This window comes from Mucilaginibacter lappiensis (assembly GCF_900155965.1).
Lineage (GTDB): Bacteria > Bacteroidota > Bacteroidia > Sphingobacteriales > Sphingobacteriaceae > Mucilaginibacter > Mucilaginibacter lappiensis.
In genome coordinates this window covers 204,160-225,758 of the sequence record NZ_FTMG01000005.1, presented here as the reverse complement: position 1 = coordinate 225,758, position 21,599 = coordinate 204,160, and the positions used below count along the sequence as shown (strand labels likewise).

Below are 21,599 nucleotides of genomic sequence, written 5' to 3'. Positions count from 1 at the left end.
AACTCGCGACCCCGACCTTGGCAAGGTCGTGCTCTACCAACTGAGCTACTTTCGCGTTGGGAGTGCAAATATAGACAGAAAACCATATTCTGCAAGCAGAAAAATGAATTTGAAATTTTTGGTACCACAAAAAAGCTTAAAGTTATCAATGGACTTTTATCAAAATAAGGAAATAAAACCATCATCATAAAAAAACTGGTGTGATACAATTATATATCTTGTGTAGTGCTAATGTGTTGAATGTCAGTTTTAAATAATTGTACATGATATGAATAAGTATTACAAAATTATAGATACCTTTATGTAAACCTAAATAATTGAATAAGGGCATTTTCGCCCATGAAATTATTAAAACACGCTTCACAATACTCATGGCCTATAGTGTATAACGCAATATAGCCTAATTGCTCATTTATCAATTTTTAACTTAAACTCATATAATTATGCACTTATTATTTCAAATTTTATTAGGCGGTATTGCCGGTTGGCTCGCCGGGAAGGTGATGAAGGGGGATGGTTATGGAATTATCATCGACATTCTGCTGGGTTTAGTCGGCGGTTGGGTTGGTGGTGAAATTTTAGGATGGCTTGGTATCCATTGGGGTGGGAGTATTGGCTATCTTATTACAGCCTTTTTGGGTGCCGTGTTACTGGTATGGATCTCAAGACTCATCAAAGGCAATTCGTAGATAACTTATACAGCCGTTATCGTAAAATAAGGAGGCCCGGTATTTTTATGTCGGGTCTCTTTGTTAATAGTTATATAAATTCTTTAATTTTTCTGAATAATATTAAAGGTCATTTCTTTTCTAGCTACAAAGCCCAGTTTTTGATAAAGCTTAATGGCTGTTGCGTTATCAGTACGTGAGTGAAGATAGGGGATTCCTGATGCTGCTATAATCTGGCGTATGTGATAATTAATAAGCGTGCCGGCATAGCCCTTGCCATGATAGCTGGGGTGGGTGCACACGGCGCTAACTTCTATATAGGGCGATGGCTGCGTACGATACCCTGCCATCGCAATGAGCTCATCATTATGGAAGATGCCTTTGTAATTTCCAAAGTCAATAGTGCGCTCAGTAAAAGGCCCAGGATTGGTCATTTTGGTTAATGAAAGCATGGCTGGTATGTGTTGATCCTGTAAGGTAATCAATTCATGATTTAAAGTCTCTGGTGGTATCGGTCCATCAAATACCATCTGTAATATTTTCATATTGTTCAATACTTTCCACTGTGCAGGAATGGTAATCTCTTCTGCCGAAACAACAGCTAAAACCCGCTGCTCTGTTACCAGATCGTGTAGGGTATTAAAATTAGCGACTGAATAGTTTTCAAAGCCAACAAAAGGGGCTACGTTTTGGGCAAAATATTTAACCTGGCTGTTGCCATAGGCCAAATTGTTGTTTCCTGAAATTAAGGCATTCCAGATGGGGTTATCGAGCAGGTGTTCCATGATATAAGTGTGATGAGCAAAATTAAAAGAAATATCGAGGCTGATCGTCATTTTAAACTAATAACGAACAGAGTGTGTAAGACAACTTTTTTGCTCATATTATGTTTAATAGTAAACATAAAAATATATGAGTTGGTCATCAGAACAATATTCAAAATTTGAGAACGAACGAAACCGTCCTATCCGAGACTTGCTTTTTAATATCCCGATAACCCAGGTAAATACTGCTGCAGACATAGGATGTGGTCCTGGTAATTCTACAGAATTATTACGAGACCGGTTCCCTCATGCTCAAATAATGGGTATGGATAGTTCTGAAAATATGATTGAAGCGGCCCGTAAACGTATGCCCGATGTACATTTTGCGGTTGATGATATTTCAACATGGCGCGATCCTGGACCTTATGATGTTATCCTGGCGAATGCGGCTTTGCAGTGGGTATCTGATCATAAAACGTTATTCCCAGCATTGATCAGCAAGCTTGCTAAAGGAGGCTGCCTGGCTGTGCAAATGCCCGATAATTTTGAGGAGCCCGCGCACCGTCTCATGCGCGAAACCGCCGAAAACGGTCCCTGGGCTGCTAAATTAAACCAAGCATCAAAACGAATAAAAAGGGAAACAGCCGAATGGTACTATCGTAACCTGCGAGATAAGGTTGCTACACTGGATATCTGGCGTACAGTTTATCATCACCCGCTTCATGGTGGTGCCGCGGCAATTGTGGAGTGGTTTAAAGGAACTGGTCTGCGCCCCTTTATTGAGCCACTCGATGATGCCGAACGCAAGGCTTTTCTGGCTCAATATGAAGAAGGAATAGCGAAAGCATATCCTCAATACCCAGATGGTTCGGTATTGTTGCCCTTTCCGAGATTGTTTATTGTGGCAACTGTTTAAAACCCTATAAGCTCCTAAAAATAAAAAAGCCTCCCAATATTATTACCGGGAGGCTTTTTTGCTAATCATTCCATTCAATTTTATAGCTGTACTTCCAGTCGACCGCCCCTAATCCGAATAGTTTGAGAAAAAGTGACATGATGGTATCCCTAATCCAGGCCGAAGCAGGCGAGTGCACTTTTTTATCAGTATTATGTTTATTGGCGTCGGCACGTACTTTCTCTGTTCGTGGTTTTCTGATTGATTGAAAATCGAAAAAAGCTTTAGAATGCTCAGTTATTGTATGTTTTCTGAGCAGCTTGGCTAATAGCATGGCATCTTCCAAAGCTAACGATGCACCCAGGCCGCTGGTGGGGCTCACCGCATGTGCGGCATCGCCTATTAAAATTGTTTTGTCTTGGTACCATTTGGGTAAACTGGGCATATCATACATTACGGTTTTGATGATATGATCTGAGTTGGCTACCAGTTGGGGTACAGGCGAATAAAAATCTTTATAATCTGCTGCTAATTTATTCTTTAGTGCCCCGCTCGAAAGCTTCATTAAAGTTTGTTTAGCATCCTGCTCCGCTAATTCCACACTACACCACCACATGAGTTCATCTGTAGTCTGGAAATTAAACCCAAAGAACCCACTTAACCCAAATGACAAGTTAAGTGCATCATGATCATATTGGCCCAGGTATTGCTCAATAGTTGATTTTTGTACAAAGCCACCGGCGCCATAAAAACCGGTATATTCTTCGGGGAAAGCATCGTTAAAGATGATTTTCCGGGATGCGGAGTGGATGCCGTCGGCACCTATGATCAACGCACCTTCAAAACTGCTTTCGTCATCAAAAATGGCGGTTATTCCTTCAGTACTTTCATTAATGTCTTTTAGCCGTTTTTGAAAATTTACTTCAATGCCCTGTTCAAACACCTCCTGGTAAAGTATCTGCTGCAAAGCTGCCCGCGGGATCATCACGAATGGTTGTCCAAATTTTTTGATGGCATTGAGCTTTATCCGGGCCAGGAATTTTCCTTTATAGTTTCTGAAATTATTATAATCAACGATTTTTCCGGCATTGATTACTTGTTTGCTTAGTCCAAGCTCCTGCAATACATTTATGCCATTTGGGGCCAGACCTATACCGCCACCTATGTTCTTTGCATTGGGATATGCCTCAAAAACAGTTGAAGTGATGCCCGCTTTTTTCAAAAACAAAGCCAGGGACAGGCCAGCATACCCGGCCCCTATAATAATTACGGGTTTATGGTTAGTTTCCATCTTATTTTATTTAACGTGTTTAATCATGCCGTTTCCGTATTGTTTTACATCTGTTAATACAGCGTTGCCGGCGTAATGCACATCGCCCTGGCCCCAATGGGCAATACTGATCGATCTGTTAGCGTACAATTCTACATTACCCTCTGCCATATTTCTGATACTTAGCTCATCTGCATCCATTTCCAGGGCAAATAAATTTCCTTCACTCTGATTTTTGATAGTCAGTGTACCGCATTTACCTTTAAGGGTAACATTTCCGGAGCATTGGCTTAGTACTTTTATAGCAGGGGCACAAATGTTGAGGTTGGTATTGCCAATACTTTGTATTTTTATTTCAAGCGGGTTATCCAGCGTAATGGCCTTACTACAGTTTACATCGCCTCCATCGCAGCGTACATAAAGGGTGTCTATCTGGCGTAAATAAACCTTGATGATACACTTGGTAAAAGATGGTTTTCTGAATTTTGCTTCAGATGATATATACAGTGTACGGCCCGAGTTAACCACTTCAAAATAATCAAACAGGTTTTCGTCGGTTTCTATTATTACTTTTTCTTCATCAGATGGCAGTAATTCTATCAGCCCTTTTGCTGCCAGGTGTAGCCTGATAAATGAGCTTACGGGTATCTCTTTGGAAACTATGTTCCCATTTCCTTTTATTTCAATCATTTGTCTTAATTTTTTAAAATTCATTTTTTGATTACTATGCCTGGCGTCAGTAACAAGAAGTACTTTTCTGTATCTTACTATTGATAGCCTGGGTTTGATCAGTTTTTGTATTACAAAGGTGCCCGTAACCTGGCAGTCGCCTGTTACATCAAAAGGAGTATGATTTATATAATACGGAGCAATGCCATTTGAATTAAAAGATGCGGCCAGTAATAATATTCTGCATAGCCACGCGCTTAATGAGGCAGGCTTTAATACGGATGAGTTAAAAACAGAATTGGTTAATTTGAATTTACCGTTTGGGGATATACAAACGCGTATCTGGATATTTAATGGTATCCGGATGAGTTATTCAGAATCTGTTTTCAGGGAGCAGATTACCCTGGATTGGCGGGGCGATATGAAAATGGTAACCATGTACTTTAGCTTGAAAGGCAAATTGCTTATGGTAGACAAGTACCTGAACAAGCAGTTTGAGTTGAACACTAATCAGCACAATCTTTTTTATGGGAACGAGGCAGAAGGTAAGATGAAGGTAGAGGAATTAAAAATGCGATCGTTCATGATCCAGTTTACCGAAGATGCTTTCCTGAACATCACGCGCGATGGTAACGATACACTGAAAAGGTTTGCTGACAAAATATTAAAAGGAGAGCCGGCCGCGTTATCTGCAGATAATTTAAGTATCAATCTGGCCATTCAAAGCTGTATTAATGCGGTTGTTAGCTGCAAATTTGTGGGACCGTTGAAAAAGATGTTCCTGCTTTCCAAAGCCATCGAAATACTGGTTTTACAAGCAGAATCATATAATCAATTACTTAGCCCGATAAAAATATACGCTAAAACAGATTATGATAAGGAACGTCTGGTATATGCCCGGGATTATTTGATGCAGCATATGGAAGTACCGCCCAGTTTATCCCAATTAGCCCGTGCAGCAGGTATTAACGAGTATAAATTAAAGCGGGGATTTAAAGAGATGTTTGGTGCCACCGTATTTGGATATCTGGCCGAAAGCCGCCTGGAACTGGCCAAAATTGATCTGCTAGAGGCGCATAAATCAGTTACTGAGATCGCATTTGAATTGGGTTATTCATCCGTTCAGCATTTTAGTACTGCCTTTAAAAAGAAATTTGGGGTAGCCCCAAGCCAGTTAAGGTAATATATCACCCCATAAACAACAAAGCCCGATATAATATCGGGCTTTGTTGTTGGCAGAACAGAAAATCTATCCTGATCGCTATAAAAAAAGTTTTATTACAGAGTTTCGGTATACTTCTTGAAATTATCAAGAATAGCCTGCCATCCTCCGCGTTGCATTTCGATAGGGTTTGTACTTTCCGGATCAAAAGTTTCAATTACTTTAGTGCTGTTACCCTGGTCTTCAAAAATGATCGAAACCTTTCTGCCGTCGCCAACAGTGTATTCAATAAGGCGATTATCTTCTACAGCGGTGTAAATACCCCCAAAATCAAAGCTAAAACTGCCATCCTTAGCTGCCATAGTGGTTGTGAAACTACCACCCACGCGCAGGTCATTATCTGCATAAGGTGCATGCCAATCATCAGATGCCTGGCACCATTTGGTAATATGCTCGGGCTTTGTCCATGATTCCCAAACTTTTGCTACAGGAGCATTTACGATACTCTCTACAGTAATTGCGATGTTATTTGCTGTTTCCATTTTTAATTGATGTTTTGTTTTGATAAAATAAAGGTAGGGCAACATCTTTAAAAACGCAGGGGGCAATTACGACAATTATAGGGTGTAATTATTACGTCTCATTGTGGCTATAAACTGTTAGGTAGAAAACATGATCATAAGAGCTGAAAAAAATCTGAAGAAGTATTTTAAATTAAATTTGCATATAATATGTATACTTATTATATTTGAACATACAATAAACTAAATCTTAAAATCATGTGGCAAAGAACCTATTCAACCGTAACAACAGAAGTCACCAGAGAACAATTATGGAAACTGTTTGCAGATGTAAACAACTGGCATAACTGGGATACCAATATAGAGTTTGCCAAAATAGATGGCCGGTTTGAAGCCGGCAATAGTTTTATATTGCGGCCAAAGGGTGGCCCTGATGTGAAAATAAAGCTGCTTGAAACCATCGAGAATAATAAATACATTGATGTAACTAATTTCCCGCTGGCCAAAATGTACGATGAGCACTTATTTGAAGATACACCCGAGGGTGTAAAAATAACCAATACCATTTGGGTAACCGGGGTGTTAAGTTTTATTTGGGTGAAACTGGTGGCTCAAAAAATTGTTGATGACACACCAACTGATATGCAAAAACAAATTGCGGCTGCCAAAAAACTATAATATCTACCCGGATAGATTAACCCATCCGGCTAAAAACATAAAAAATGGAATCGACTGATAACACCTTTAGTGTCGACAAAGCCGAAGATAGCAGCGGCTTTTTATTGTGGCAGGTTACCAATTTGTGGCAACGGGAAATTAAAAAAGCATTAGTAAAATATGACCTTACTCATTCGCAATATGTGTTGTTGGCAAGTACACATTGGCTAGCCTTGCAAAAACAGGATGTAACCCAGGTTTTACTCTCCACACACACCAAGATCGACCCAATGACAACTTCAACGGTGTTACGCGCCTTACAAACCAAAGGACTGTTGCAAAGACAGGAGCATGCCACAGATACCCGAGCCAAGAGCGTTGCCCTTACCGAAACAGGTAAGCAGGTGATCAAACAAGCGGTGATAGTAGTAGAGGATTTTGACCGTCTATTTTTCGCAGCTTTAGGTGCAGGTGCTGCCGAATTTAATAAAAAACTGATAGCTCTACTGGCTTATACAAATGAAGCAGAGTAATTGGGCTGTTAGTAAAATAACAGGGACTTTCATTGGATCAACGAATATTCCAATAACAGATAAATATTGAGTAAGCTGAGTTTGTTCCCCATCATTATTGTTGTTCCTTTTCTTAAGGTAAGTGGTATGGCTATTTTTCCTTTTGTCCTGGTAAAACACCAGGATTTAAAAAACGATGATCAGCTCATCAGGCACGAAACTATTCATTTAATGCAGGAGTTGGAACTGTTGATCATACCCTTTTACATTCTTTATCTGGCTAACTATTTAGTTAACCTGATCAGATATCATGATCATGAAAAAGCATACCTGAATATTGTTTTTGAACGTGAGGCATACGCTCATGAAACCAGCAGTAGCTATTTAAAACATCGCAAGTTTTGGGGATGGTTAAAGTTTATAAAAGCTTAGATAGCTCTTAGAAACCGACAATTCGAAGCCGCAGCCTTTAAATTGAGTTGTATCAGCCTGTTTTTTTGATGTGTTCTGCAATATATGCTGCATCAGGGCCCACGCCACCCACCAGGCTCGAGGTTGAATTATATTGAAAAGGCATTCCGATAAAATAAAGACCTTTTTGATCAGGTACAATCCCTCTGGGCGCAATGGGCCATCCGTTTTCCTTTTTAAAGTAAAAATTTATCCATGAAAAATCAGGCTGATAGCCGGTGCACCATATCACAATGTCTGGATAAACCACTTCTCCATTTTCCAATTCCGGGAAACCATTATTTAATCTTACCACTCGCGGTTTACAGATAACCGCAGATTGATTGAGCCGGCCAAGTAATAACGGAGATATTGCACCTCCCTTAAGGTAACCTACTCTCACTTTTCTGCCCAACGGATTACGGATAGTGAAAATGTTTTTAAAGATCAACCAGGAAAATCTTCCAATTTTAAAAAGAAAAGCCGGTAAAACCGTTGTTGGCGCACCTGCAAGGGTAGGTTTCCTGCTGGCAGGTATCTCCAATGCTATTTCAACACCCGAGGTAGCCGAACCAACTATAAGTACCTCTCCATCTGGTAGGGATGTTATATTTTTATAATTTGATGAATGGATCTGAAATATTTTTTTATTAAGCTCTTCTGCAAACGAAGGGATTTTAGCAATATGGCTTGCTCCTGTGGCTATTACTACATGTTTGCAATTAATTATTCCGGATGTGGTAATTAGAGCATATCCCAATCTGGTTTTATCTAATCTCCATACACGTGTGCCTAATAATATGGGGAGTTTCAATTTGGCAGCATATGATTCAAGATAATCTGCCATGTTGTTTTTAGATGTACGACCCGAGGTTTCAAATTCATTTAATAATCCCGGCAATTCGTTATGAATTTTAGGAGTGAATAATTTTAGCGAATCCCACCTTTTACGCCAGGAGTTACCTATTTGCTCTTCTTCATCAATGATCAGAAAATCGCGCTGTTGTTCTTTTAGATAATATCCCATGGCTAAACCAGCTTGTCCGCCTCCAATAACAACTGTATCGTATACCATTATCTCGTCTTTCATAAAGTCTTCTTACCCTTTTTAATGAACGGAGGCAAAATTGTATTAAAATAGAGCATGCAACAATCACGGAAAATGATGATTTTTAAATACAATTATGAAAGATGCCGGAAAATTTGCCAGGAAAGAAGAGGCAAGATTATGAAACCCTGGCGGTACGACTGATCAGTTCGGCTGAGTTTTTTACTTTTAGTTTTTCCAATAAATGCCTGCGATGTGTTTCAACTGTATTGTTACTTATAAAAAGCTTATCCGAAATTTGTTTTGATGAAAGTCCTTCACCAATACATTTTAAAACCTCTTTTTCCCTTTTAGTTAACACGTCCAGATCTGCTGAATACTGATCAACCAAAGTTTGATCGGCACCTGGTTTGTTTTTAGATTCGAGTAATTTGGCCCAGGCTTTTACCATCACATTATCCTGCTCTTTTTTCAGGCGAAATTTTTCCAGGCTCGATTGATAATCATTTTTTTGTTGAGTAATATCGGTGAGTTTACCAACAGCCTTAGTTTGGTCAGGCTGGTGCTTATGAATAACAATTACTTTTGTCTCCCGTATCCATAAGTAATTTTGATCCTTCATCCTAAACCTAAACTCCACTACTTGTTTGTTGTTTTTTTTACCGGGAATAATTAGGTGATATTCGTTAATGGCATGAGTAAAATCAACGTATGCTGCCAGCACCCTTTCAACATCATCCGGATGGATAAGTGATACCCAAAGATCAAAGCCTTTGGCTTTAAATTGATCTTCATTTAAACCAATTTCATTTACAAGGGGGCCTTGCATGTAGCAAAGTTTATTGGTGTGACAATCAACAACAAAAAATGCACTTTCGCCGTCGTTAAATTTAGGTTTAAAAAAACTCTGAGGTATCTTGAAATCAGGACCCAGGAAAGCCGGCAGTTCCTCTAAAAAATTATTCATAAGTAAATAAAACTAAGATTTGATTTTTTCAATTCAGACCATGGATGCTTTATGATCAAATATTATTGGTTAACCAAAATTAACGTTTTATGTTTGCGATATAAAGTTAGATATTGCCTGCCAAATTTTATAACCAGTTAACAATGAGGATGTAATTTGAAAGGTGATAAAAGTCAGGCTTAAATAATATAAAATAAAAGAGCCATCGTTTTAAACGATGGCTCTTTTATTTGCCACTGGAAATTACCCGTGACGCTGATGGGAGATTTGTCTACTGGCTCTATTTTGTTGATGATTGATCTGTCTGTGCTGCTGAGCAGTCAATCGTCCGTCATTGGCTCGCCTGTCGGTATTAACATTACGGTTAATGTTTTGTTCGCGGTTTTCAGTCCTTGCAGCTTGCCTGTCATTCATTTGTCCGTTGCGGATTCCCTGAGCTATTCTTTGTTGCTGATTAGCTTTTCTTTGCCCAACTTCATTGTTACCATAATTGGCATTGTTAGCATTATGCTTATCTGCATCAATAGAATTGCTTAGTTTGTTCTGCTGGTTATTAACCTGATTGCGTTCCTGTCCGGTTAAATGCCCGCCATTATCCGCCCTGTCTGTACGAACTTCTTTGTTCAGGTTAGCTTCGCGGTTTTCGAGGTTTTTAGTTTCGCCGGCATTTAGTTTGCCAGACGATATACCATTGGCAATACGGCCTTGTTGATTAAAGCTGCGTCCGTTTACTCTATTCATAGCAGTAGTTGCCGGTGCGCCGTGATTAACAGATGCAAACTGATTATGATCGCGACTAGCGGTTTGCTGATGATCCATCTGATTTGATGTAGGCTGCATGTGGTTTTCATTCATAGCACTGCGTTCCTGCTCATTTGGACTTGCATTAACTCCCCCCGGGCCATTAAAACTGGTGCGATTATTATTTATAGTAGTATTATTATTGATCACTGTTTTATTGATATAGGTGTTATGTACAACGGTAGTGTTTACATTAGCTACAGCTGTATTATATCTAAAGACATTACCGGCCCAAACACCGCCACCAAAACCAACACCACCATAACCAAAGCCATAATTAACCCCACCATAAAAACCTACGTGAGGGCCCCAGTAACCGGCATGGAAGCCATAAACACCACCTACATAACCCCAATATGCGGGAGTCCATAATACGCCTACGTGTGGAGGCCTAACCCAAACACCAGGTACCCAGTAGTAACCATCCGGATCTGCATAGGCCCAATAACCGGGTGTCCAGATGTAGCCATCGCCAGGGCAAACGGGTTGTGTATAAACAGGTAAAGCTGGTGGTGCAATACGTGCTGATATATTAATACCTAAACTTACCTGTGCGTAAACCTGCGGCATTACGATTGTAAAAGCTACAAGTAAAACAATGCTTTTTAATATCTTTTTCATAGTCTGTTTTTTTCATAGAGACGATTGCCGGTTAAGAAGGTTTAATGAATATTTAATGAATAACTCTTTTTGATTTTTGAGAGGGTCTTTTAAGGTTGGAAATTCGCCGGACTATTTTATCCACTTGACCAATCCGGCAGAAACTATTGAAAAAGAATATTATTTAATTTGTTGTCGCTAACAAGAATATTTCCCCGCTTGCGGGTAAAAGATTATCAGTTCTGTTTGTAAAATAAAGCTGTTCCATGTCTTTTGTTGATGTTGTTTTGGTATCCTTAAAGCCAGCTTCATGGGCTAAAGCCAATACTTCATCAGGGGTAAAAAAACTAATGAAAGGGGTGCCCTCACGCCAGTATCGGGGCTTTTTTATGCGGAACAGGAACTGAACCCGAATTTCGTTTGCAGTGGCGGAGGTTCCTTTACCTTACCTTTTAACTAAAGTCATCTTGATTATAATTTGCAAAATAATTCTGATATGCTTTAGCATGACGAAAATTAAATTTTGAAAATTAAAAACTTGTTGTATGTTTGTACTATATGTATAGTACAATAGTATTTTAATATGATTAAGTTCAAATTAGATCCTAAAACAGGCACCCCATTTTATCGGCAGATAATTGATCAAATTACATTTGGAATAGCAGCAGGAAATCTGAAAACGGGCGAACAATTACCAACTGTACGTTCTTTAGCCGTGGATTTGAAAGTAAATCTGAATACGGTAGCGAAGGCATACAAAGAATTGGAAATTCAGCGGATTTTAGAAACACAGCAGGGGACGGGCACATTTATAAGTGAAATAAAAATTCAGATATCAGACTATGAGAGAAACGCCAAATTAAAAGACATCTGTAACGAGTTCTCCACCATTGCATTTAGCTATGGTTTTTCAACAGATGATATTATTAATCAACTTAAAAAACAATGATATGATAAATACTAAAAAAAATACCAAGTTGGCGTTTAATCCAATTTCAGGAATGATTTGTCTTGTATTGATAGGAGTTTCTATTTGGGGTTATTACACAGGATACATTAATGCCGTAATACTCGTTTTATTTCTCATCATTTCCCTGTTTATTGCTAATGCGGTAAATATTGCCGACCAATGGGAAAAAGCTGTTGTTTTGCGTATGGGTAAATACACGGGGCTAAGAGGGCCCGGCATATTTTTTACTATCCCCATAATTGACAAAGTAGATAATTATATCGACCAGCGGGTTAGAGTTACAGAATTTAAAGCCGAACAGACGCTGACAAAAGATACCGTACCTGTAAATGTTGATGCTGTAGTATATTGGACTGTGTGGGATGTTGAAAAAGCCGCGCTTGAGGTGCAGGATTATGAAGTAGCTATTGCTTACATCGCACAAACAGGATTAAGAGATGTAATAGGCAAACATGAACTGGCTGAGCTATTGCAGGAACGGGATAAGGTAACGGATTTACTACAAAGAACGCTGGATGAGCATACCAACCCCTGGGGGATAACCTGCCAGAATGTAGGTATTAAAGATATTGTTATCCCTCAATTATTAGCCGATGCCATGAGCAAGGAGGCCCAGGCCGAAAGAGAACGCAGGGCAAGGGTGATCCTGGGGACAGCCGAAACAGAAATTGCCGAAAAATTCGCTTTGGCAAGCCTGCAATATGTTAATAATCCCGTAGCCTTGCACCTGAGAGGGATGAATATGTTATTTGAAGGCTTGAAAGAAAAAGGATCTATGGTTATTGTGCCAAGTTCGGCATTGGATTCCATGAATCTTGGAGCGATGGGTGGATTGATCTCATTAGCAAAATCAAATGAACCGCAACAGATACATCAACCTGAACAAGTTATTGAACCCGAGAAGAAAAACAAACCCGGAAAGAAAGCATAATCCGGGAAATCTCCAAAAGTTGAGTTCAATTTATTCTACTATATTTATGAATAAATGAAAAAAGAATATCATGAAGGTCAATTACGTAATTTGCTTGTTATTGCTGCTGCCTTTTCACAGTTTTTGCCAGTCTGTTAATAAAGACGAAATTCCTTTCGAATTACTACCATCGGGGCATATCCTGGTTAAAGCAAAAATAGATAATGTACAAGGTAACTTCATTTTTGATACAGGAGCAGGGATAACCGTATTTACCAAAACGTTTTTTAAAAAACTGGTACACACTACGTTAGAAGATGGCGGTTATACAGCCTTTAGAGCCACCGGAGAACGCGTGGATCTGGATCTCTACCGGGTTGCTGATTTTGAGTTTGGGGGCTTGAAGAAGGCCGAAGAAGAAATAAGCTACGCAGACTTTGACATTGCAGGTATCGACGGAATTATATCTTTGAAGCTATTAGAGTCCAGGCCCTTTACTATTGACTTTGAGAAAAAGGTGTTGAGGCTTGAATCGCCGGCTAATCTCGCGATGATAAAAAGAACGGCTAAAAAGCTACCTGTTCAATTGGAACAATCCCGTGAAAAGTCCCTTGTTATTTTTTCATACTTTAAAATTAATGATAAGCTGAATTTACAACTTGCGCTCGACGCCGGAGCAGGAAAGGATATTTACAGGCTGAATACCAAATACCTTAAACCTTTAAATGTAGATATAGCCGATACCCTAAAGGTGAAGAAAATACAAAAGAAAAGCGAAATGAATGAGGCATTCGCTTCTACAATTTACATAACACATCTAAAAACCCTGGCCGCGGACGACCAACCAACCATTAATGTAAAAGACTTTTCAGTTCAATTTGTGAACGGCCTTATTTATGATGGTATTATCTGGATCAACTGGTTAGGAAAAAGAATAACTTTTGATCTTCAAGATAAAATGTTGCTGGTGCAGCGTTGAAATACAAGCATAGTGCATCCAACTCTCTGACTTCGGATGCACTATGCTTGTAGTCTTCAGACTACCGGAATAAAAAAGATATAAAAAACAAAAACCCTGATACGGGCATGTATCAGGGTTTTGTACTCAGAGCGGGAATCGAACCCGCACTCCGTTTACGGGAACAGGATTTTAAGTCCTGCGTGTCTACCAGTTCCACCATCTGAGCAGGTGTTAACCTTTTAAAAATAAAGCCCAACTTTTTGAAGGAAGGGCTTTGAGCGAAAGACGAGATTCGAACTCGCGACCCCGACCTTGGCAAGGTCGTGCTCTACCAACTGAGCTACTTTCGCGTTGGGAGTGCAAATATAGACAGAAAACCATATTCTGCAAATACAAAAATGAAATATTTTAAAGTTTTTTATAAGTCGCTGTTTTTCAAAACTTCAGCTATCAGGTCGGCTTCATATCCGCGGCTCATGGCGTACTGCTGTAGTTTGTACCGACGTTTAAACTCATTTTTTTCGTTTACAGCGGTTGCTTTTTTCTCCAGCAAGCGGGTCAGTGCAGCCATATAGTCGTCAGGGTCAATGGTGAGCAGCGCCTTTTTGATCAGTACATCGGGTACCCGTTTTAGTTTCAGGCCTTGTTTTATTTTGATCCTGCCCCAGGCTTTTTGGTTGAATTTGCCTTTTACATAGGCTTTGGCAAAACGATCCTCATTCAAAAAATTCCCCTCTATCAGTCGGCCGATAGTTTGTTCAACGGCATCGGGCCAAAGTCCCCATTCGTAAAGCTTGTCACGGACCTCCTGCTGCGAGCGTTCCTGGTAGGCGCAAAAATGTTCGGCCTTGGCCAATGCTACTTCCGGGTTGCTTATCTTAATTTTTTTAGGCTCGTCCATCAATGTCAAAATTCGTTAAAAATTCTTCTATTGTTAGATAATATACTCAAATTCGTGCCATGCATAACAATCAATACACCATCACCGAAGTTAAGCAGATCATTAACGCCGAAGGTAACATTGTAAACGACAGTATCGTGAGCACCCTGCTTACCGATAGCCGCCGGATCAGCAACGCGGCCGAAGGATTGTTTTTTGCATTGAGCGCCCGGCGCAACGGGCATGAGTTTGTGGCCGAGGCCTATGCCGCGGGTGTACGTAATTTTGTGGTGAAACACGGGCCAGAATTTAATCTACCCGGAGCCAATTTTTTGCGGGTTGAAGATCCGCTGGCCGCTTTACAGGCATTGGCTGCAGCTCATCGGTGCCAGTTTAAGTTACAGGTGATTGGCATAACGGGTAGTAATGGTAAAACCATTGTAAAAGAGTGGTTATATCAATTACTTACTGCCGATAAAAATATTGTACGTAACCCCAAAAGTTATAATTCGCAAATAGGTGTGCCGCTATCGGTATGGCAGATCAACAGCCGTAATGATCTGGGAATTTTTGAAGCAGGTATTTCCACTGTAAACGAAATGGAAAAGCTCTGGGCTATCATCAGGCCGCAGATAGGGGTACTGACTCACCTGGGTTCGGCGCATGACGAAGGTTTTACCAACAGACGCCAAAAGGTGCTGGAGAAGCTGTTGCTGTTTAAGAGGAGTAAAAAACTGATTTATCATTATGAGGATTTGCTCGATTATCAGAAAGATATTCCCGTAAAAGAGACTTTTACCTGGAGCCGCAAGTTTAAAGTGGCCGATTTGTATGTTTTCAGCGAGACGGTGATCTCCAAAAAATATTACCTGCGGGCTTACTATCAAAAGAAGGAAATAGAATGCCTCATTCCGTTTTCTGACCAGGCTTCGGTAGAAAATGCGATTACCTGCTGGGCCACTATGCTGGCCCTTGGCTATAGTCCGGCTGAGGTGGACAGACGAATTGAACGCCTTAACCCGGTGAGCATGCGCCTGGAGTTGAAGAATGGCATTAACAATTGCTCGGTTATTGATGATACATATAACTCCGATCTGCAATCGCTGGAAATTGCGCTTAACTTCCTGGGGCAGCAAAATCAGCATCAGAAAAAAACGCTTATCCTGTCAGATATCTTACAATCGGGTTTGCAGCAGGACGTGTTGTACTGCCAGGTAGCTACGCTTATCGGCACTCAAAAGATCGATAGGTTTATTGGTGTAGGTACTGCCCTCATCAATAACCAAACCTGTTTTGCACTACCCGAGCAGCACTTTTTTGCCGATACTAATGCATTGGTACAGCAGCTCAAGACGCTCAATTTTAAAGAAGAGACTATCCTGATCAAAGGTTCGCGCAGTTTTGAGTTTGAGCGCATCAGCAGTGCATTGACCCAAAAGGCGCATGAAACCATCATGGAGATCAACCTGAATACCCTATTGGGTAACCTTAACTTTTATCGCTCCAAATTAAAACCGAGCGTAAAAGTAATGGCCATGGTCAAAGCATTCTCTTACGGTAGCGGTACTTTTGAGGTGGCCAATATGCTGCAATACAACAAAGCCGATTACCTTGCCGTAGCCTATATTGACGAAGGAGTGGCCTTGCGCCAGGCTGGTATCAATTTACCGCTGATGGTGCTTAATCCCGAAGCTTCGGCATTTGATAAACTAACCGAACATAAACTGCAGCCAGTAATTTACAGTTTTGGCCTGTTGGATGATTTTGTATCCTATAGCCGAGATCATGGCCTGTCAGGCTATCCGGTGCACCTGAAAATTGATACGGGTATGCACCGCCTGGGATTTGAGGGCTTTGAGATAGATATGCTGTGCGATATGCTGGAGCAAAACCGGTATATTCGGGTAGAGTCGGTATTTTCGCACCTGGTAGCCAGTGAGGCCCCCCAACACGATGAGTTTAGCAAAAAACAGATCAAGAGTTTTGAAAAAGCTTTTAAGGAGATAGAAAGAACATTGGGCTATAAGGTGATCAAGCATATTTGTAATACAGCCGGCATTATCCGTTTCCCGGGTGCTCATTATGATATGGTGCGGTTGGGTATTGGTTTGTATGGTATCGATTCGTCGGTACCGGCCACCGATCAGGCTTTGCAACCTGTAGCACGCTTAAAAACCAGTGTTGCCCAGGTTAAAAAAATAGGAGCAGGAGATACCATTAGCTATGGCCGTAGTGGCAGCCTGTTAAAGGATGGCAAAATAGCCACTGTACGCATTGGTTACGCAGATGGTTACCTGCGTGCCTTTGGCAATGGGGTGGGTAAAATGCTGGTAAAAGGTACGTTGGTACCTACCGTAGGTAATATTACTATGGACATGTGCATGCTGGATGTAAGCGGCCTGGATGTTAGCGAAGGGGATGAAGTGATTATCTTTGATGATAAAAACCGCATTGAAGAACTAGCTAAACAAATAGGCACTATTCCCTATGAAATATTAACTAATGTTTCACAAAGGGTAAAAAGAGTGTATTTTTATGAATAAGTAAAGAGAAGTAAGAAATAAGAGTCAAGAATTAAGACTTCCTTGATTTATTTTTCTTGATTCTTGACTCTTATTTCTTGGCTCTATTAAAAAAGATATGAACAGATTAGTGGGCGCTTTATTAAGGTATTTTGTAAAAGGGTTGTTAGTGGTGGTACCCATAGGTGCGGCGTTCTTTTTAATTTATTGGGCGGTATCAACTATAGATAAGGCGCTGAACTTAAGTGATGTGCTTTGGGTTGATAAAGAAGGCAAACACGTATATATTCCCGGTTTAGGTATCCTGAATGTGCTGGTAGTTATCCTGATAGCGGGTATACTAGTGACCAATGTAGTTACCGACCCTATAAAACGCTGGTTTAATCGCTGGCTTAACCGTTTGCCGCTCATCAAATTTCTATATTCCTCTATTAAAGATCTGACCGAAGCCATTGTTGGGGAGGAGAAGAAATTCAATGAACCTGTTATTGTAGAGGTAAATGAATTCGGGTTAAAGAAAATAGGGTTCATTGTACAAAAAGATTTAACCTCGCTTGACCTCCCCGGCGAAGTAGCTGTTTATTTCCCTTATTCCTACTCTTTTGCAGGGCAGGTGGTGATCATATCCGCCACCAAGGTTAAACACCTGGACAAAAACGCAGCCGACATGATGAAGTTCGTCATTTCCGGCGGAGTAAGTGGACTGGATCATTAAGCCTGAAGCCGAAAGCTTAAGGCTGAAAGCAAAAGCTTTGATTGGCAGCTGAGTAAGCAACCTTCGGTTAGTGTAAAAAATGAGCTCTCCGCTTTTAGCCTTCAGCTTTAAGCTTTTCGCTTTGAGCCTTTGGTTTTCCGCTTTTGCTCTTTTTAAAGCTTCTGATGGCTAAAAACACACTGATCAGCATTAACACTGCTCCCAGGATATACGGTGCGCCAGGGAAATAGGCTGTAGTATTTCGATGGGTGAACAGGTGAAAAACAGAACTCATTAACAGTGGGCCAATAATAACAGCCACGCTGGTTAAGCTGGTTAATGAGCCCTGTAATTCGCCTTGTTCTTTTGGCGATACGGTGCCGGTAATTAGGCCTTGTAAGGCCGGTCCGGATATGCCGCCCAGGCAATAGGGTATCATATACAGGTACATGAGCCAGCCATGATTTGCAAAAGCTATCAGCGTTAAACCAATGGTGTAAAAAAGCAAACCAGCCACAATGTTTTTTTCCTGCCCGAATTTGGGGATGGTGTACCTGATGAGGCCTCCTTGTATGGCCACCAACACTACACCGATAAAAATACCCAGGGTGCCGATGCTGTTTAGCGTCCAGTTAAATTTTTCGATCAGGAAAAAAGATAAAACATATTCTACCGCTTTTTGGGCCACATAAACCAGGGAAAATGAAGCTACGAGCCCGGTAAGCGCCGGGTATTTGCCCAGGTTGCGTAAAGAACTGATGGGGTTTGATTTTTTCCACTCAAAGCGGCGACGGTTTTTAAGAGCCAATGACTCGGGCAGTACAAAATAACCATAAGCAGCATTGATCAAAGCAAAAGCAGCGGCGGCCATAAAGGGATATTTTACGTTAAGATCACCAAGATATGCCCCCAAACCTATGCCGATGATAAACCCTAGTCCGGATGCCGCACCTACCAGCCCGAAGTTGGCCGCCCGGTTTTTCCCTGTACTGATGTCGGCAATATAAGCTGTAGCGGTTGAATTACTGGCCCCGGTAATACCAGCAATGGTTCGCCCAACAAAAAGCCAGCCTATGGTAGGGGCAAAGGCCATAAAAATATAATCGATACCAAAACCAAGCAGCGAGCTCAGCAGTACGGGGCGGCGGCCATACCTGTCGCTCAAATTACCCAGTACAGACGAAAACAGGAACTGCATGGAAGCATAAGTAAAAGTTAAATAACCGCTGTACTGGGTAGCGGTACTTACATCAATATGGCCTAATGTTTCCAGTAATTTAGGCATTACCGGTATAATAACCCCCAGGCCAAGCACATCAACAAATAAGGTAACAAATATAAATCCCAGCGCTGCCGAGTGTTTTTTATTAGGTTTAGAGGTCATTAAAGGTATAAAGGGTTAAAGCGGATAAAAGTTTTGACATAACTCATTTTGCACTTTTACCCGGCTAATCAGGTTTCAAAAATTGATGATTTTTATGGCAACGATTCTACCTTTACTTCCTCTACCGGATGCTTCTTAGCGGTTCTGAAACTTCGTATGGCCAATATCGTGCTCAGCAGCATCAATACACCGCCCATCATAAAAGGTGCCCCGGCAAATTGTACTGGCGCGCCCTTGCTGGTAAAGTAAGCGAACAGGCTGGTCATCATTGGCGGCCCGACAATGGTGGTGGCGCTCATGAGGCTGGTTAACCCGCCCTGCAACTCACCTTGTTCATTAGGAGGCACCTCCTGGCTTATCAGGCCTTGTAATGCGGGGCCTGCTATACCGCCCAGACAGTAGGGAACCAGTATGGCAAACATCATCCAGCCTTTAGTGGCAAAGGCAAAAAGGAAAAGACCCGCACTATAAAATAATAAACCAATCCATATACTTTTTTGCTGACCCAGTTTGGGGATAGTGATACGAATAAGCCAGCCCTGTACCAGTGCCGACATCACTCCTACAAAGCCCAGCGAATAACCTACCCAGGCCTCGTTCCAGCTAAATTTTTCCATGGTGAAAAAAGTCCAGGTGCTTTGTACCGCCTGTGCAGCTATGTATATCAGGATCAATGATACCACCAAACCACTTATAGCCGGGTATTTTTTTAATTGCATTAACGAACCAACGGGGTTTGCCCTTTTCCACTCAAACTTGCGGCGATGATCCATCGACAGTGATTCTGGCAGAATGAAAAAGCCATATAGCGCATTAATGAGCGCCAATACAGCTGCCGCAATAAATGGTAGTTTGGTGCTGTATTGCCCAAGTATGCCTCCTAATACCGGACCGATGATAAAACCCAAACCAAACGCTGCACCAATAAGTCCGAAGTTTTGCGCACGTTTTTCAGGAGTGCTGATATCGGCAATGTAAGCTGAGGCTGTAGTAAAACTGGCTCCGGTAACACCGGCTATAAGCCTGCCCACAAACAACCAGCCTATGGATGGTGCAAAGGCCAGGAATGTATAATCGATACTAAAGCCCAGCAAGGATGCCAGCAGTACTGGTCGCCGACCATATTTGTCGCTCAGGTTACCCAGCAACGGGGCGCAGATAAACTGCATAAAGGCATAGGCAAACGCGAGCCATCCCCCATAACGCGAAGCATCGCTCAGATTACCATGAATAAGGTGTTGTATCAGTTTGGGTAAAACAGGTATGATAATACCAAAGCCAATAATATCTATCAACAGGGTAACAAAAATAAATCCTAAGGCAGCCTGGGGTTTAACTTTAGTATTCATGAGTATATGTTTTTTGCAAATTATTTACAGATCAAATTTACCTTCCTGTATTAAAACCTGAAAGGGGCTATTACGACACATTTAGGGGTGCATCGTGACATAATGATATCCTTTAGGTGATTAAAAAGTATTGGTAAGAAACTTAAAGATAGAAAAGACTCACTAATGTACTATTTGTTACAGAGAAGATATCCACAATGATAGTATTTGGTTGCCATTGAATGGCAGTGGTTCAAAATATTAATGTTAAATATTCTTAATTAATGTTAAATATTCTTAAAAAAACTGGATATATAATATTTTGTTCATAAATTAACTAAAAATATAGTTTAAGCTATGAAAAATCATAAATTCCTCCTTGTTTTGCCGGCTTTGCTGCTGCTTCAAAACGCTTTTGCTCAGGTTGGTCACCTCTCCTTATCCGATAGTTACCCTGCCGCTGCCGAAAAAATAAAAATAAGCTATAACCCGGTCGGAACGCCGGTTGAAGGGAAAAAGGATATTAGTGCAGAAGTTTTTTATATTGATGGTAAGGACTATCCTGCTGTTGATGTTGACCTTAAAGCAGATGGCAATACATTAACCGGTGAGTTTACTATACCAACAACTGCGAAAGCATTTTTTGTTAAAATATTTAGTGACGATGTTATTGATAATAATAATGATAAGGGCTACGTATTTTTAATTTATAAAGATAAAAAACCGGTTGAAGGTGCTTATGAAAGCAATGGCTTTATATTGGCGAGCGGCTTAGGTACTCATTTTGCTAAAATTAAGAAAGATAACGAAGCTGGTTTAACGCTGATGATAAAAGAAAGGGAATTATTCCCTGCAACTGAAAGAAATTCGATGAGGAGTATTATCGGCTGTTAATAGAAAAAAAAGATCCGCAATCAGAGGAAATAGTTACCAAAAAAATAGCCTTACTTGAAAAAAGTGATCAGG

The 21,599-nt window shown here is 40.7% G+C and carries 23 protein-coding genes and 2 tRNA genes; 13 read left to right on the top strand and 12 right to left on the bottom strand.

What is annotated here, in order from left to right; genetic code table 11:
• Together BW976_RS29720 and BW976_RS12360 are read left to right on the top strand one after the other, a co-directional pair.
• On the top strand, positions 1–190 hold a 190-nt coding region (locus BW976_RS29720; protein ID WP_217696244.1), incomplete at its 5' end, for a hypothetical protein.
• 253 nt (positions 191–443) lie between these two features.
• Positions 444–689, top strand: coding sequence for a GlsB/YeaQ/YmgE family stress response membrane protein (locus BW976_RS12360; protein WP_076373599.1), 246 nt, complete (start codon positions 444–446; stop codon positions 687–689).
• Between the two features lie 83 nt (positions 690–772).
• Here BW976_RS12360 and BW976_RS12355 read toward each other — a convergent pair whose 3' ends face one another.
• Positions 773–1,453 carry a GNAT family N-acetyltransferase gene (locus tag BW976_RS12355; protein ID WP_076373720.1) on the bottom strand — a complete coding sequence of 227 codons (681 nt, stop codon included), beginning with the start codon at positions 1,451–1,453 and terminating at the stop codon, positions 773–775.
• A gap of 127 nt (positions 1,454–1,580) precedes the next feature.
• On the opposite strand from BW976_RS12355, the gene tam reads away from it, so the two are divergent.
• Entirely contained in the window at positions 1,581–2,348 is a 768-nt protein-coding gene (gene tam / locus BW976_RS12350; RefSeq protein WP_076373598.1) for a trans-aconitate 2-methyltransferase, read from the top strand.
• 61 nt (positions 2,349–2,409) lie between these two features.
• Here tam and BW976_RS12345 read toward each other — a convergent pair whose 3' ends face one another.
• Positions 2,410–3,618 carry an FAD-dependent oxidoreductase gene (locus tag BW976_RS12345; protein WP_076373597.1) on the bottom strand — a complete coding sequence of 403 codons (1,209 nt, stop codon included), beginning with the start codon at positions 3,616–3,618 and terminating at the stop codon, positions 2,410–2,412.
• 6 nt (positions 3,619–3,624) lie between these two features.
• Positions 3,625–4,311, bottom strand: coding sequence for a GIN domain-containing protein (locus tag BW976_RS12340; protein WP_084192172.1), 687 nt, complete (start codon positions 4,309–4,311; stop codon positions 3,625–3,627).
• Positions 4,312–4,468: 157 nt separating this feature from the next.
• Between BW976_RS12340 and BW976_RS12335 the strand changes: the two genes are divergently transcribed.
• Entirely contained in the window at positions 4,469–5,449 is a 981-nt protein-coding gene (locus BW976_RS12335) for a helix-turn-helix transcriptional regulator (protein ID WP_076373595.1), read from the top strand.
• 95 nt (positions 5,450–5,544) lie between these two features.
• Here the strand turns inward: BW976_RS12335 and BW976_RS12330 are convergent, their stop codons facing one another.
• Positions 5,545–5,970, bottom strand: a complete 426-nt coding sequence (locus BW976_RS12330; protein ID WP_076373719.1) for an SRPBCC family protein — start codon at positions 5,968–5,970, stop codon at positions 5,545–5,547.
• 237 nt (positions 5,971–6,207) lie between these two features.
• Between BW976_RS12330 and BW976_RS12325 the strand changes: the two genes are divergently transcribed.
• From BW976_RS12325 to BW976_RS12315, 3 genes are all read left to right on the top strand, one after another.
• Positions 6,208–6,627 (top strand): SRPBCC family protein, encoded by a 420-nt coding sequence (locus tag BW976_RS12325; RefSeq protein ID WP_076373594.1) that lies wholly within the window; start codon positions 6,208–6,210, stop codon positions 6,625–6,627.
• A gap of 44 nt (positions 6,628–6,671) precedes the next feature.
• Positions 6,672–7,139 (top strand): MarR family winged helix-turn-helix transcriptional regulator, encoded by a 468-nt coding sequence (locus BW976_RS12320; RefSeq protein ID WP_076373593.1) that lies wholly within the window; start codon positions 6,672–6,674, stop codon positions 7,137–7,139.
• Between the two features lie 66 nt (positions 7,140–7,205).
• On the top strand, positions 7,206–7,550 hold the full coding sequence (locus BW976_RS12315; RefSeq protein ID WP_245834687.1) for a hypothetical protein: 345 nt from the start codon (positions 7,206–7,208) through the stop codon (positions 7,548–7,550).
• Between the two features lie 52 nt (positions 7,551–7,602).
• On the opposite strand, the gene BW976_RS12310 is transcribed toward BW976_RS12315, so the two are convergent.
• The 3 genes from BW976_RS12310 to BW976_RS12300 form a co-directional block, all read right to left on the bottom strand.
• Positions 7,603–8,658: a flavin-containing monooxygenase gene (locus BW976_RS12310; RefSeq protein WP_084192170.1), complete on the bottom strand. Its 1,056-nt coding sequence runs from the start codon at positions 8,656–8,658 to the stop codon at positions 7,603–7,605.
• 136 nt (positions 8,659–8,794) lie between these two features.
• A complete protein-coding gene (locus tag BW976_RS29805) occupies positions 8,795–9,583 on the bottom strand; it encodes a LuxR C-terminal-related transcriptional regulator (protein WP_076373592.1) in 789 nt (262 codons plus the stop codon).
• Positions 9,584–9,826: 243 nt separating this feature from the next.
• Positions 9,827–11,005, bottom strand: a complete 1,179-nt coding sequence (locus BW976_RS12300; RefSeq protein WP_076373591.1) for a YXWGXW repeat-containing protein — start codon at positions 11,003–11,005, stop codon at positions 9,827–9,829.
• 562 nt (positions 11,006–11,567) lie between these two features.
• On the opposite strand from BW976_RS12300, the gene BW976_RS12290 reads away from it, so the two are divergent.
• The 3 genes from BW976_RS12290 to BW976_RS12280 all read left to right on the top strand — a co-directional run bounded on the left by BW976_RS12290 (position 11,568) and on the right by BW976_RS12280 (position 13,843).
• A complete protein-coding gene (locus tag BW976_RS12290; RefSeq protein WP_076373590.1) occupies positions 11,568–11,933 on the top strand; it encodes a GntR family transcriptional regulator in 366 nt (121 codons plus the stop codon).
• A gap of 1 nt (position 11,934) precedes the next feature.
• A complete protein-coding gene (locus BW976_RS12285; protein WP_076373716.1) occupies positions 11,935–12,885 on the top strand; it encodes a slipin family protein in 951 nt (316 codons plus the stop codon).
• Between the two features lie 70 nt (positions 12,886–12,955).
• Positions 12,956–13,843 (top strand): retropepsin-like aspartic protease, encoded by an 888-nt coding sequence (locus tag BW976_RS12280; RefSeq protein ID WP_076373589.1) that lies wholly within the window; start codon positions 12,956–12,958, stop codon positions 13,841–13,843.
• 123 nt (positions 13,844–13,966) lie between these two features.
• On the opposite strand, the gene BW976_RS12275 is transcribed toward BW976_RS12280, so the two are convergent.
• The 3 genes from BW976_RS12275 to BW976_RS12265 all read right to left on the bottom strand — a co-directional run bounded on the left by BW976_RS12275 (position 13,967) and on the right by BW976_RS12265 (position 14,726).
• Positions 13,967–14,051: transfer RNA gene (locus BW976_RS12275), tRNA-Leu, on the bottom strand.
• 51 nt (positions 14,052–14,102) lie between these two features.
• Positions 14,103–14,175 (bottom strand) — tRNA-Gly (locus tag BW976_RS12270).
• A gap of 68 nt (positions 14,176–14,243) precedes the next feature.
• A complete protein-coding gene (locus BW976_RS12265) occupies positions 14,244–14,726 on the bottom strand; it encodes a regulatory protein RecX (RefSeq protein ID WP_076373588.1) in 483 nt (160 codons plus the stop codon).
• 59 nt (positions 14,727–14,785) lie between these two features.
• On the opposite strand from BW976_RS12265, the gene BW976_RS12260 reads away from it, so the two are divergent.
• Entirely contained in the window at positions 14,786–17,248 is a 2,463-nt protein-coding gene (locus BW976_RS12260; RefSeq protein ID WP_076373587.1) for a bifunctional UDP-N-acetylmuramoyl-tripeptide:D-alanyl-D-alanine ligase/alanine racemase, read from the top strand.
• Positions 17,249–17,345: 97 nt separating this feature from the next.
• Positions 17,346–17,942 (top strand): DUF502 domain-containing protein, encoded by a 597-nt coding sequence (locus tag BW976_RS12255; protein WP_076373586.1) that lies wholly within the window; start codon positions 17,346–17,348, stop codon positions 17,940–17,942.
• Between the two features lie 94 nt (positions 17,943–18,036).
• On the opposite strand, the gene BW976_RS12250 is transcribed toward BW976_RS12255, so the two are convergent.
• On the bottom strand, positions 18,037–19,305 hold the full coding sequence (locus tag BW976_RS12250) for a TCR/Tet family MFS transporter (RefSeq protein WP_076373585.1): 1,269 nt from the start codon (positions 19,303–19,305) through the stop codon (positions 18,037–18,039).
• Positions 19,306–19,397: 92 nt separating this feature from the next.
• Complete coding sequence (locus BW976_RS12245; RefSeq protein ID WP_076373584.1) at positions 19,398–20,654, bottom strand: TCR/Tet family MFS transporter; 1,257 nt, start codon at positions 20,652–20,654, stop codon at positions 19,398–19,400.
• 336 nt (positions 20,655–20,990) lie between these two features.
• On the opposite strand from BW976_RS12245, the gene BW976_RS12240 reads away from it, so the two are divergent.
• A complete protein-coding gene (locus BW976_RS12240; RefSeq protein ID WP_076373583.1) occupies positions 20,991–21,527 on the top strand; it encodes a hypothetical protein in 537 nt (178 codons plus the stop codon).
• Positions 21,528–21,599: the final 72 nt, after the last annotated feature.

Bases quoted from the DNA above. Each gene is read 5' to 3' on its own strand.
- BW976_RS12360 (WP_076373599.1), top strand. From the start codon at position 444: ATGCACTTATTATTTCAAATTTTATTAGGCGGTATTGCCGGTTGGCTC.
- BW976_RS12280 (WP_076373589.1), top strand. From the start codon at position 12,956: ATGAAGGTCAATTACGTAATTTGCTTGTTATTGCTGCTGCCTTTTCAC.
- BW976_RS12260 (WP_076373587.1), top strand. From the start codon at position 14,786: ATGCATAACAATCAATACACCATCACCGAAGTTAAGCAGATCATTAAC.
- BW976_RS12355 (WP_076373720.1), bottom strand. From the start codon at position 1,453: ATGGAACACCTGCTCGATAACCCCATCTGGAATGCCTTAATTTCAGGA.
- BW976_RS12290 (WP_076373590.1), top strand. From the start codon at position 11,568: ATGATTAAGTTCAAATTAGATCCTAAAACAGGCACCCCATTTTATCGG.
- BW976_RS29805 (WP_076373592.1), bottom strand. From the start codon at position 9,583: ATGAATAATTTTTTAGAGGAACTGCCGGCTTTCCTGGGTCCTGATTTC.
- BW976_RS12330 (WP_076373719.1), bottom strand. From the start codon at position 5,970: ATGGAAACAGCAAATAACATCGCAATTACTGTAGAGAGTATCGTAAAT.
- BW976_RS12345 (WP_076373597.1), bottom strand. From the start codon at position 3,618: ATGGAAACTAACCATAAACCCGTAATTATTATAGGGGCCGGGTATGCT.
- BW976_RS12250 (WP_076373585.1), bottom strand. From the start codon at position 19,305: ATGACCTCTAAACCTAATAAAAAACACTCGGCAGCGCTGGGATTTATA.
- BW976_RS12240 (WP_076373583.1), top strand. From the start codon at position 20,991: ATGAAAAATCATAAATTCCTCCTTGTTTTGCCGGCTTTGCTGCTGCTT.
- BW976_RS12245 (WP_076373584.1), bottom strand. From the start codon at position 20,654: ATGAATACTAAAGTTAAACCCCAGGCTGCCTTAGGATTTATTTTTGTT.
- BW976_RS12285 (WP_076373716.1), top strand. From the start codon at position 11,935: ATGATAAATACTAAAAAAAATACCAAGTTGGCGTTTAATCCAATTTCA.
- BW976_RS12265 (WP_076373588.1), bottom strand. From the start codon at position 14,726: ATGGACGAGCCTAAAAAAATTAAGATAAGCAACCCGGAAGTAGCATTG.
- BW976_RS12340 (WP_084192172.1), bottom strand. From the start codon at position 4,311: ATGAATTTTAAAAAATTAAGACAAATGATTGAAATAAAAGGAAATGGG.
- BW976_RS12255 (WP_076373586.1), top strand. From the start codon at position 17,346: ATGAACAGATTAGTGGGCGCTTTATTAAGGTATTTTGTAAAAGGGTTG.
- BW976_RS12325 (WP_076373594.1), top strand. From the start codon at position 6,208: ATGTGGCAAAGAACCTATTCAACCGTAACAACAGAAGTCACCAGAGAA.
- BW976_RS12320 (WP_076373593.1), top strand. From the start codon at position 6,672: ATGGAATCGACTGATAACACCTTTAGTGTCGACAAAGCCGAAGATAGC.
- BW976_RS12300 (WP_076373591.1), bottom strand. From the start codon at position 11,005: ATGAAAAAGATATTAAAAAGCATTGTTTTACTTGTAGCTTTTACAATC.
- BW976_RS12310 (WP_084192170.1), bottom strand. From the start codon at position 8,658: ATGAAAGACGAGATAATGGTATACGATACAGTTGTTATTGGAGGCGGA.
- BW976_RS12335 (WP_076373595.1), top strand. From the start codon at position 4,469: ATGCCATTTGAATTAAAAGATGCGGCCAGTAATAATATTCTGCATAGC.
- tam (WP_076373598.1), top strand. From the start codon at position 1,581: ATGAGTTGGTCATCAGAACAATATTCAAAATTTGAGAACGAACGAAAC.